Consider the following 10,904-nt stretch of genomic DNA (forward strand, 5'->3'; position numbering starts at 1 on the left):
CCACGAATGAGGTGCTTCGCATGCCCGTCCGGGTCCCGGGGGGGCGGCGGGCCGGGGCCGCCCCCCCCACCCCCCTGCCGGGGCCGCCCCCCCGGGCCCCGCCCCGCAGCGACGCGAACGGGTCGTCGGGCACCTGGCCGCCGGACGCAATCCCGACCACGGACTGCGGCTCGGCCTGCGCCTCGCGGCCGATCGCCTCGATCCGCGGGCCGAAGTCGTCCCGGACCGCGGCCTTCCTGAGCGTGGTGCGCGTGGGTGCCACCGCGGCGGTGCCTGTTGCCATTGAGCCGGACCTTCCTCGCAGCGCTGGGGACGGGGCTTCCGGGGCGGACGCCCGGCCCGACCAGCCAAGTGATCGCCGCCAACGTCGGACCAACGTCGGGCTAACGATCAACCCGGGCGGCGCTCGGCTCAGGCCGCTCCCCCGCGGCGGGGCACACCCGGACCCCGGGCGCTGTCACGCGATCCCGTCGTGCTCGGCCACCTCCACGCCCACCACGCCGGGCACCGCGCCGGCCACCACGGTGGCCACGTGCCGTTCCGCGTCGTCCGCGCCCTCGCCCGCCAGCGTGACCACACCGTGGGCGACCGAAATCCGCCACGGCACACGCCCCGTGGCGACGGACAGCTGACGTCGCACGTCCGTCGCGATGACGTCATCCTCCCGGGCGATCATCCGCAACAGGTCGCGCCGCGAGATCACGCCGACCAGCACGTCGTCCCGCACCACCGGGAGGGTCCGCAGGTGCCGCTCCAGCATGAGCTTGCTCAACTCCGCCACGTGCACGCGCGGGTCGACCGCCACGACGTCGGTCACCATGATCTCGGCGACGGTCGGCGACGCGGGCTCGCGCGGCTCGGGAGGTCGGTCGTGCACGGAGGTCCGGGGGTCGGGCAGGATGCGGTTGCGCAGCAGGTCCGCCTCGCCGACCACGCCGACCAGGCGGTCCAGGTCGTCGACCACCGGCAGGGTGGTGAACCCGCCCTCCACCAACAACCGCGCGGCGTCCTTGGCGGCCGTCCCCGGCCGTGCGGTCACCACGGCGCGGGTCATCAGGTCCTGAACCTTCATCGTGATCGTCCCCTGATCCGGTGCTGTCGGTCGACCCGGCGAGGTCCCCACCGGTGCCGTACCCGGCCCGGGCGGGCGGAAACCGCGCCCGGCCGACACCCCCACCGGTCGGGGGTTCACCCCACCGAGGACGGCCGGACCACCGCCGGCGGGCAGGACGAGGGCGGGCAGGACGAGGGCCTGGCCGGTGGAGCCGGGCAGCATGCCGGTGACCCGCCCGGGCCGCGGGAGCCGAGGACCACCTGGCCGACCCGGCCGGACTCGGTGATCAGCGCGGGTCGACCACCACCCACGTCCCGACCTGCACCCCGGCGCGTTGTCCGCCGGTGCGTCACGTCCAGGGCGTGGTGGCCTGCAACACCGCTTCGCTGAGGGCGGCCGTCCGCAGGCGGGTGACCTCCTGGTACTCCGGGTCGGCGACCATGCGGGCGAACGCGGCCCGGTCCGGGTAGCGCACGACGACCACCGCGTCCCAGCTCTGCCCGTTTTCGGCGACCAGCGCGGTGGACCCGGTGCCCGCGTAGAGCACCTCTCCCCCGTGCCGGGGCAGGAACGTCTCGCGCAGCCGGCGCGCGTACTCCCGGTACGACTCGACCCCGCCCTCGGCGAAGCGCAGCAGGTTCAGCATCACCACCGGACCACCCGGGTCCTCGGCGAGCAGTCGTTTGAGGTCGGCGCCCCGCGGATCAACGGCCATGCGCCCATCCTGGCCACGGCCGCCGTGCCGCGCATCGGTCGGTTCACCGGTTCCGGGCCGGCGCCGGGAACCCCACGGCGGAGCGGACGGGGTGGAGACCCACCCGGGAGTCGAACCCGGAATCGACGGCTTTGCAGGCCGCCTCACGACCGTCGTGACGTGGGTCGGGGGCGACGGCCGGCCGGTCGTCGCCGCGGTCGCGCGTCCTGGTGTCGATCCAGGGACGCCGGGGATATGAGCCCCGGGTGGCCGCCGGGCCACGCGCGTGGGGTGACCGACCGGACTCGCACCGGCTTCGACCAGGGTCACGACCTGGCGCCTCGTCTTCTTCGGCTTCGGTCACAGCCGTCCCGCCGGGAGTCGAACCCGGACCTCCCGCCGGTCGGCGGGCGCTCGGCCGATGAGCTTCGGGACGTCGCCACCCGACGCGGGTGGCCGCTCCCCGGCCGGGACTCGACCCCGGTCATCCCGCTCACGCCGCGGGAGGGTCGTCCTGTCGAGCCGGAGAGGCGTGGTCGGGTGCCCGCGAGTCGAACGCGGTGCGTCCTGATCCCAAATCAGGTGGGGTCGCCGTGCCCCTCGCACCCGGAGAGCACCCCTGCCGGGACTCGAACCCGGGACCTCGGCGTTCGTAGCGCCGCGCTCTGTTCCACCTGAGCTACAGGGGCAAGTGCCTGCTCCGCTGTGGAGTTGTCGACGTGCACGCCGGAACCACCGAAAAAATGGTCGGCGATGAACCGCGGAAATGATTCGCGGCACCGGGAAAACAAGAGCCGCCCGGATCGGTTCCCCGATGGGCGGCTCCCTGTCCACGTGACCTGCTTCGAGGTCAGGGCGGGGAGTCCGCGCAGGTGGGGCGCATGCCGCAGCACGGCTTGCGCCGATCCGGGCACGCCGGGACGAGCGCAGCGCGATGGCACGGGCGCTTCTGACCTCGCTCCCACGTGCTCGTCATGGCTCCGGCTCCTCGTCTCGCGGTGTGCACCGATCATGCACCGCCGACGCCAATTCCCGCAATGCCTTTTTATTGCGCCGCCGCGGAACGCCCGTCCTTTTCGCGCGAGGGTCGGCTGCCCGCCCTCTCCCCCGCGCCCCCGGTGAGGTGGTCCAGCGTGTTGGTCCGGCGCAGCAGGCGGTCCAGGGAGGCCGGTCGGTCCTCCAGCCGCAGCCCGACACCCGCGCCGGTCGCCTGCCGGTGCACGGCGAGCAGCGTGGACAGGCCGTAGGAGTCGCAGAACCCGATGCCGGCGCAGCCCAGCCGCAGCTCGCCGAGCCCGCCCCGGGCGAGCAGGTCGTCCACCAGGCGCAGCAGCTCGTCGGCGGTGGCGTGGACCAGGTCGCCGGTCAGGACGACGCGCGTCGTGCGCTCGTCCAGGACGACGACGGTGCAGGTGAGGGAGCGCGGGCTCATGCGGTCGCTCCGGGGTCGGCGGATCGGGACAGCTCGGCGCGCGCGGCGTCGAGGATGCGCGTCGCGCGGGGGAAGTCGCGCAGCTCGGCGGCGAGCAGGACCAGCGCGGGCGACAGGTGCCGGGGCGGCACGCCGCGGGCGTCGAGGACGTCGGCGGTCCAGGTCAGGAACGCCGTGAACAACCCGTCGTCGTCGACGTAGAGCGCTGCGGCGAGGAAGTCGACGATGTGCGCGAGGTCCTCGGCGGTGTGCCGGCGCTGCGCGTCGGTGTAGGCCCGCATGGCCGGCACCCGCTCCTCCAGCGCCGCGTACACGGCCTTCACGAGCTGCGCGCCGGTGCGCGACACCATCGTGAACTCCTGGTCGCCGAGGTGCGGCAGGTCGTCGATGGGCTGGTTGCCGCCGCGCGGCCGGGGCGGCGGGTCGGACGCCAGCCGGTCGGCGGCGGTCCGCGCGTCGGGCGCCCAGACGTCCGCGCCGAGCAGCCGGGCGTAGCGCCCGTCGGGGCCGAACGCCGCGCCGCCCGCCAGCACCGGCACCCCGGTGGACCGGCACGCGCTGATGGTGGCGTGGGCGGTCGGCAGGCGGGTGGCCAGCGAGCCGGACAGCGCCACGGCGTCCGGTCCGGTGCTGTGCAGGTGGGTGATCAGGTGCGGTGCGGGCACCTGCGCGCCGAGGTAGTCGACCCGGAACCCGCGCAGCTTCAGCACCTCGGCGAGCAGCCGGGCGGGCAGGGCGTGCCACTCGCCGTCCAGGCACGCCACGACGACCCGGCCGAGGTGCGGCGGCCGCCGGTCGACCGCGGCGACGAGCGCGGCGACCACCCGCTCGTTGATCGCGGTGGCCGCGTGCTCCTGGGCGACGGTCAGGCGGTTGGCCGCCCACTCCGCGCCGACCCGGCGCTGCACCGCCCCGACCACGTCCAGCAGCACGGTCTCGGCGTCGAGCCCGTCGGCGAGCGCCCGCAGCGCCACCTCGGCGGCCCGGTCCTCGTCGCGGTCCACGACCGCGTCCCACAGCCGCCGCGCGCCGGTGCGCGCGTCCACGCCGGTCGCCCTCATGGGGTGTGCGCCTCCCGCGCCCCGCCGGCCTGCCTGCGGCCGCGTGGCGCGGTGATCGCGAGCACGGCGACGTCGTCGTGACCGCCCGCGCCGACCCACTGCGAGGCGACCATGTGCACGTGCTCGGCGACCGCGTCGGCGGGCATCCCGGCGCACGCCGCGAGCACCCGGTGCAGCCGCTCTTCGCCGAACACCTCACCGCCGAGCGGTCCGCCGACCGCCTCGGTGATCCCGTCGGTGTAGAGCAGGCACGTCTCGCCGGGCGCGAGGACGACCTCGGCGGTCACGGCGTCGATGTCGGGGAGCACCCCGATGAGCGTGCCACGCGTGGGCGCCTCGTGCACCTCCCCGGTCGTCCGCACGACCAGGGGCGGCGGGTGCCCGCCGCTGGTCACGCGCACCCGCACGTCGTCGCCGACGCGGGTCACCGACGCCAGCACGAGGGTGACGAAGCGGGTGTGGTGCGGCTTGCGCAGCGCGTCGTTGAGCAGGCCCAGCACGCGCAGGTGGTCGTCCGCCAGGGGCAGCAGCGCGCGCAGGGTCGTGCGGACCTTGCCGGTCATCACCGCCGCTTCGAGCCCTTTGCCGCAGACGTCGCCGAGCACGGCCAGCGTCTCGCCGCCCGGGACCGGGTGCACGTCGTAGAAGTCGCCGCCGACGCGTTCGGTGTCCAGCGCGGGCCGGTACCGGCCGGCGAACTCCACCCCGTCGACGTGGTGCAGCGTCGGGGGCAGCAGCTCGCCCACCAGCGTGTCGGTGATCGACACCTGCTGGGCGAACATCCGGGCCGCCGAGATGGCCGAGCCCGCGCGGGCCGCGAACAGCCGCGCGAGGACCTCCTCGTCCTCGCCGAACTCCGCCTGCCCGTGCCGCCTGAGCAGCACCAACGCGCCCGCCGGGACGCCCTGGCCGGGCAGCGGGGTCACCAGGATCGACCCGACCTCGCCGAACCCCTCGGGCACGAGCCAGGACGGCGCGGACGACGGCTCGATCCACCGCGACGGCACCGGCGGGAAGCCCCGCAGCGCCTCGGCGAGCCCGGAGACCCCCTCGGGGTCGATCGACACCCGCTCGTACGCCACGTCGCCGCCCCGCACGCACCGGGTGACGGGGTGGTCGCCCCGGCTGCCCGGCGCGACGACCCAGGCGGCGTCGGCCAGGTGGCTCGCGGCCAGCTCGGCCGCGATCCGCATGCACCGCTCGGGGTTGAGCGAGGTCAGCAGGGCCGACGACACCTCGCCGAGCACCGCCGTGCGCTCCCGCTCGACGCGCAGCGCCTCCCGCGCCGACCCGGCGTCGTCGGCGTCCTCGACCAGCCACCACGTCACCGCGCCGTCGTCGTGGACCACCGGGCGCGCCTCGAAGCCGCGGTCGCCGAGCAGCCCGCGCACGGGCCCGGTCCCCCGCTCCTCGTGCGCCCGGCCCAGCCAGCCGGCCCAGTCGGTCAGCGCCGCGCCCAGCTCCGCGTCGGGGAACAGCGGTCCGGCGGCGTCGTTGGCGGCGCGCACCGCGCCCGCCGCGTCGGCGAGCAGCGCCGGGAAGGGCGCGCTCGTCCACGCGTTGTCGGCACCTCGGACGGCCGGACCGGTCTCCACCACGACTCGTCGGCGCCGCTCGGGCGCCTGCACCCCACCCTCGCTCCACCGATTTCGTCGCGCCCGACCTCGGCCGGACGGCGACCCGCACGAACGCGAACCCGTCTCCCAGCCTGCCAGACGGACCGCCGTGACCGCGAATATCGGGTTTCGCGCCCCTCCGCCCGCACCCGGCACTTCCCGGCGGGGGTGGGCGGCGCTCGCCGGAGCACCGCCCACCCGGGCACGAACTAGCAGGTGAGCGCGCTGTACGGCACGGTCGCCTCCGCCGTGGTGGTCCGGCCGTCGACGGTCCCGGTGACCTTCACCACCGCCGTCCCGGCGGGCACGGACCGCAGGCGGGTGTTGAACGCCTGGTAGGCGGACTTGCCGGGGGCCACGTCCGCCACCGTCCGCGACCCGTACGGGGTGACCAGCTCCGCGGTGAGCGGCCGGTCGTCGTTGTTGCGGGCGGTGACCGCCACGTAGGCGGTGGCGCCGATGCACCGCGCGCCCGCCTCGACCGCGACGTCCCACGCCGGCCCGCCGTCGCCGACGGTCAGCGCGAGGGTGGTCCGCGTGGTGCCGGCGCCGCCGACGTAGTCGGGCAGGACGAGGTCGCCGACGACCGTGTGGCGGCCGGGCCGGTCGACGACGGACTCGTCGAAGTGCCAGCGCACGCCCACGGCCTGGTTGTCGCGCGACCCGTCGTTGTAGGACACCTCGACCTTGTCCGGCAGGTGCGGCCGCTGCCCCACCGCGACGGTCTGCTCGAACGTCTCGGCGTCCTGGATCGAGATGCCGCCCGCCCCGGCGTCGGCCCGCACGTACACGCGGGCCTCGGCGATCAGGCCGTAGGTGTCGTTGGTGCCGTGGACGACGAACGGGTCCGCGTTCGGCTGGGCGACCATCTCCGGGGTGATCGGCTGCCACGTGAACGCCACCTTGCCGCGGACGCCGCTCGCGTACACGCCGTCCAGCTCCCCGGGCAGGGTCGGCGCCTCCCCGGTCGTGGGGGGCACCAGGACCGGCGACCGCCCCGAGTCGCCCGGTTCGCCGGTGGGCCGCCCCCCCCGCACCCCCCGGGGCCCCCCCCCCGCCCCGCCCCCGGCGCCGGGCCGCCCCCCCCCCGGGCGCCGCCCCCCCCCCCCCCCGCGACCGCACCGAGTCGACGGTTTCGCCGTTGGCCCGCCACCGCAGCACGCCCGTGGCCGCGCCGCCGTCCTGGACGCCCCAGATGCGCACGCGCAGCCGGCTCGTGGTCAGCGGTTCGAAGTCGAAGTGGTTGTAGGTGTCGACGGCGAGCCCGCCCGCGTAGGTGGACCCGTTGGCGAGGGTGACCGGCGTCCACGTCGTGCCGTCGTTCGACGCCTCGATCGCGTACGTGGTGGCCGTCGGCCGGCGCGTGCCTCCGCCGTCGTCGTACCAGTACAGGTCGGTGGACGACAGCCGCACCGGCTCGGTCCACTGGTACTGGATCCACGCCTCGCGCTCGGGGCTGGTGCCGTTGCGGGTCTGGCCCCAGTTGCCCCAGCCGTTGCCCGCGCCGGGGCTCGACCCGGTCGGCGTGGTGGCCTGGTTGACCTTCCGGTGGTCCTCCCACGAGGCGGTGCCGCTGGTGGTGACGGTCGCCGCCGCGCCGAACTCGGCCACGACGTCCCGCGTGGCGAGGGTGACCGCGACGGTGGCCTCGGACCGCTTCTCGCCGTCCGTGGCGAAGAACCGGAACACGTAGTCGCCCGCCACGGTGCCGGTGACGCGGGTGGCGAGCGCGTCGGGGTCGGCGAAGATCACGGCCGCGCCCGCGGGCCGGGACACGGTCTCCCAGCCGAAGGCCAGCTCCCCGTCGTACGGGATGCCGTCGTCGGCGGCGGTGGCGACCAGGCGGGTGGACAGGTTGCCGTCCGCCGAGCCGTCCCGCGCGGCGGTGACGGCGGGCGCCTGGTTGGTGACGTCCGGCGCGTCCCGGCCCGAGGCGAACACCTGGATCTCGGCGATCGCGGTGAAGTGGTCGGGGCTGTTGGTGAACGCGACGCGCAGCTTGTCCGACGTCACCGCGTCGAAGAGGGCCTCGTTGAACTTCGCCGCGGGCACCGCCGGGTTCTTGAACTGGTTGGGCACCTCGCGCCAGCCGCCCCGGCCGTCGGGCAGCTGGACCCACCACCGGGCGGGTTCGCGGTAGCCGCCCGCCTGGCGGTCGCCGACGAACGTCACCTTCACGTTGTCGAACGACTTGGCCCCGCCGAGGTCCAGTTCGACGTAGCCGTTCTTGTCGGTGGTGCCGTAGTTGCCCCAGTAGGGCTCGTTCGCGGTGACGCCGTCGGTCACGGCGTCGAGCGTCACGGGCTGTTCGAGCTGCCTGGTCGCGCCCGGGGTGTGGTTGGGCGTGCTCGCGCTCCAGCCCGGCGTGTGGAACTGCCGCCACGGCGCGGGCCGCACGCCCTGCTGGGTGTAGGAGGAGGTGAGCGCGGCGCCGGTGGCCAGGTTGGGCGCGTCCTCGGTGAGGTCGATGCCCGCCGTCTTGAGGTAGGAGACCACGCGGTCGTCCTGGATCGCGGTGTCCACCGCGCTCGGGAAGTCCGCGCCGGTCCCGGCCCGGAAGGTGACCGTCAGCCCGTCCTCGACCTGGACCTCGTTGGTGTTGGGGTCGTAGGTGAGCTTGCCGATCCGGTCGGTGGCGACCTTGCGCTGCCCGTCGAGGAACAGGCTGTAGCCCGCGCCGAGCCCGTACTCGGTGCCGTCCGGGTCCCAGACGACGGTGACGTCGTGCCCGTGGTAGCGCAGGTTGTCGACCATGAAGTGCTCGTAGCCGAACTCGATCGGCCACAGCTCGACCTTGTCGTCGGAGCGCGGCTGCAATCCCGCCATGTCCTCGACGAAGACGTAGTTCATGTTGCCGAGCATCACGTGGTACGGGTTGTTGCGGTTGTACGTCTTCGTGGTCGGGTTCCAGCCGGAGTAGTACTCGGCCTGGTTGGCCACCCGCGCGTCACCGCCGGGGTAGGTGCTCCACGCCATCCAGTCCAGCAGGCGCTTGGCGTAGGCCGCGTCGAGGTACTTGCCCTCGGGGTCGTAGTGGCGCAGCGCCGACCGGACGGCCCGGTACTGCACCGTGAAGTTGATGTTGGAGAAGTTGTTGGAGCCGCCGATGCCGTAGGCGGTGCGGTCGTGCTGGTTGGCGGTGTAGAACGGGAAGATCGGGAAGTTGTCGCCGTAGGTCAGGAAGCGGAACCCGTCCACGTAGGTCCGCCACTGGTCGAACGGGATGAGGTTCTGGGCGTAGACGTCGTAGAGGTTGGACTCCTTGGCCGGGATCAGGTGGCGTTCGGACTCCGGCAGGGGGTTGGGCGTGCCGTTGGAGCTCGCCGCGGAGGTGGCGCCGTGCGACGTGCCGGCCAGGAACATCCGCGTGGACGGGCTCCACAGCTTCTCCAGGATCGCGTCCCGGACGGCGTCGGCCTCGGCCGCGAGCCCGTCGAGCTTGGCCCGGTCCGCGCCCGCGACCTCGTAGAGCTGCCGGGCGGCGTCGAACGCGCCCCACACGTACGCCGACTCCGGGCGTTCGATGGTCTGCGCGCCGGGCGCGCCCGCAGTGGCCTTGGGGAAGCCGAACGTGATGGCGTCGGCGTCGTTGCCCGGCATGTAGTTGGCGTTGTAGGCGATGAGCCGGTCGTCGTTGCCGTCGTAGTGCTCGAGCTGGCCCACGCCGTCGCGCTCGAAGTAGTGGGCGAACTTCTCGGCGATCTCCCGGCCGCCGCCGTGGACGTTGTACGCCTCCAACCCGGCGGTGCCCAGGTACTGCGAGTAGTGGTTGTTCCAGCTGGTGTGGCCGGGGCTGTCCAGGAACGCCGACGAGCCCGACAGCTCGCCGATGTTGAGGATCTGCCCGTACGGCAGGTACGGGGTGCGCAGCCACTTGGTGTCCTGCAGGTGCATCGGCTGGGTCAGCGCGATGGAGTTCTGGTAGAGGTGCGAGCCCTCCACCGTGGTCGGGTACTGGTAGACGTAACCGGGGGTGTTGGCGTCGAGCACGTTGTGCCGCTCGCCCCACCAGCGGTACACGATGGCCTTCTCCAGCGCCGGGTCGGGCACGTCGATGTACGGCACGTCCTGGGCCCAGCGGCGGTTGAAGTCGGTGACGCCCTCGCGCACCGCGTCGTGCGGCGCGAGCGCGGCGTAGTGCCGGTAGCTCGGCAGGGTCTCGGGCAGGCCGGCCGAGGAGACCGCCGCGACCACGGACAGCGCGACCGTGCCGCCCGCGGGCACCGTGACCTCGCGGTCGAGGTTCGCGCCCGACCGGGTGAACCCGGCGGCGGTGAGGTTGACCTGGACCTGGTCCCACGCCGTGTCGACGAGCCCGTTGTTGGAGCCGCTGGTGATCGTGCGGGCGCCGACCAGCTCGGCCGGTCCCTCTCCCGCCCCGGTCGCGAGCGGCGAGGCGGCGCGGACGGTGAACGTGGCGGGCGTGCCGCCGGGGTTGCTGAACGAGATCGCGGTGACCGCGACGTTGTCGTAGGTGATGAACTTGGTCAGGTCGGCCGTGACGCCCGTGCCGCCGACGGTGTAGCGGCCCTTGGCGTGGCTGGGGGCGTTGAACCGGTTGGCGGTGACCTCGGTGACGGTCTGGCCCGGCACCGTGACGGTGTAGAGGTTGCCCAGGTTGTTGGGGCCGCCGACGAAGGTGTTGCCGGCGAAGCCCATGACCGCGAAGTTGTTGTTGTTCACGCCGCGCAGGTACAGCGTGCGGCCGCGGGTCATCAGGATCGGGGTGCCGAGGGTGCCGCCGACGCCGAGCACGCGGTCGAGGTAGTAGTCGGCGCCACCGGCGGCGAGGTCCTTCTCGAAGATCGACCGGTGCACGCCGCCCGCGGTGAACGGCGCGCCCGGGTCGAGCTTCGCGGCGACCTCGGCCAGGTTGGTGTAGGTCGGGTCGCCGATCTCCATGGCGTGGGCCCGGCCGTCGGTGTGGACGCCGACGTCGCCCTCGTTGCCGGGCAGGACGTGGTCGTGGGCGGGGGGGGGGGTCGGGCCCCCCCCCGCGCCCCCCCACCCCCCCCCGGGGAAGGGCGCCCCCCCGGGCGGCATACCC

The 10,904-nt window shown here is 74.3% G+C and carries 6 protein-coding genes, 2 tRNA genes and 1 pseudogene; all 9 read right to left on the bottom strand.

Features of this window, described 5'->3' with window-relative positions; genetic code table 11:
* Positions 1–457 precede the first annotated feature (457 nt).
* A complete protein-coding gene (locus ACFXGA_RS28420) occupies positions 458–1,072 on the bottom strand; it encodes a CBS domain-containing protein (RefSeq protein ID WP_378093011.1) in 615 nt (204 codons plus the stop codon).
* Between the two features lie 331 nt (positions 1,073–1,403).
* Complete coding sequence (locus tag ACFXGA_RS28425; protein WP_378093013.1) at positions 1,404–1,769, bottom strand: DUF1330 domain-containing protein; 366 nt, start codon at positions 1,767–1,769, stop codon at positions 1,404–1,406.
* Between the two features lie 92 nt (positions 1,770–1,861).
* Positions 1,862–1,935 (bottom strand) — tRNA-Cys (locus ACFXGA_RS28430).
* 427 nt (positions 1,936–2,362) lie between these two features.
* Positions 2,363–2,437: transfer RNA gene (locus ACFXGA_RS28435), tRNA-Arg, on the bottom strand.
* A gap of 356 nt (positions 2,438–2,793) precedes the next feature.
* Positions 2,794–3,180, bottom strand: a complete 387-nt coding sequence (locus tag ACFXGA_RS28440; RefSeq protein ID WP_378093015.1) for an STAS domain-containing protein — start codon at positions 3,178–3,180, stop codon at positions 2,794–2,796.
* Complete coding sequence (locus tag ACFXGA_RS28445) at positions 3,177–4,241, bottom strand: B12-binding domain-containing protein (RefSeq protein WP_378093017.1); 1,065 nt, start codon at positions 4,239–4,241, stop codon at positions 3,177–3,179. The genes ACFXGA_RS28440 and ACFXGA_RS28445 overlap by 4 nt, the downstream gene beginning before the upstream one ends.
* Complete coding sequence (locus ACFXGA_RS28450) at positions 4,238–5,434, bottom strand: PP2C family protein-serine/threonine phosphatase (RefSeq protein WP_378093052.1); 1,197 nt, start codon at positions 5,432–5,434, stop codon at positions 4,238–4,240. Before ACFXGA_RS28450 ends, ACFXGA_RS28445 begins: the two co-directional genes overlap by 4 nt.
* Positions 5,435–6,066: 632 nt before the next feature.
* Positions 6,067–6,726: an Ig-like domain-containing protein gene (locus ACFXGA_RS28455; protein ID WP_378093054.1), complete on the bottom strand. Its 660-nt coding sequence runs from the start codon at positions 6,724–6,726 to the stop codon at positions 6,067–6,069.
* A 319-nt stretch (positions 6,727–7,045) separates the two neighbouring features.
* Positions 7,046–10,900, bottom strand: a pseudogene (locus tag ACFXGA_RS28460) (discoidin domain-containing protein); the annotation flags it as partial.
* Positions 10,901–10,904: the final 4 nt, after the last annotated feature.

The sequence above is a fragment of the Actinosynnema sp. NPDC059335 genome (genome assembly GCF_042752395.1).
GTDB lineage: Bacteria > Actinomycetota > Actinomycetes > Mycobacteriales > Pseudonocardiaceae > Actinosynnema.

Excerpts from the sequence above, each read along its gene's own strand:
- ACFXGA_RS28420 (WP_378093011.1), bottom strand. The coding sequence starts at position 1,072 with ATGAAGGTTCAGGACCTGATGACCCGCGCCGTGGTGACCGCACGGCCG.
- ACFXGA_RS28425 (WP_378093013.1), bottom strand. The coding sequence starts at position 1,769 with ATGGCCGTTGATCCGCGGGGCGCCGACCTCAAACGACTGCTCGCCGAG.
- ACFXGA_RS28440 (WP_378093015.1), bottom strand. The coding sequence starts at position 3,180 with ATGAGCCCGCGCTCCCTCACCTGCACCGTCGTCGTCCTGGACGAGCGC.
- ACFXGA_RS28445 (WP_378093017.1), bottom strand. The coding sequence starts at position 4,241 with ATGAGGGCGACCGGCGTGGACGCGCGCACCGGCGCGCGGCGGCTGTGG.
- ACFXGA_RS28450 (WP_378093052.1), bottom strand. The coding sequence starts at position 5,434 with ATGCGGATCGCGGCCGAGCTGGCCGCGAGCCACCTGGCCGACGCCGCC.
- ACFXGA_RS28455 (WP_378093054.1), bottom strand. The coding sequence starts at position 6,726 with ATGGTCGCCCAGCCGAACGCGGACCCGTTCGTCGTCCACGGCACCAAC.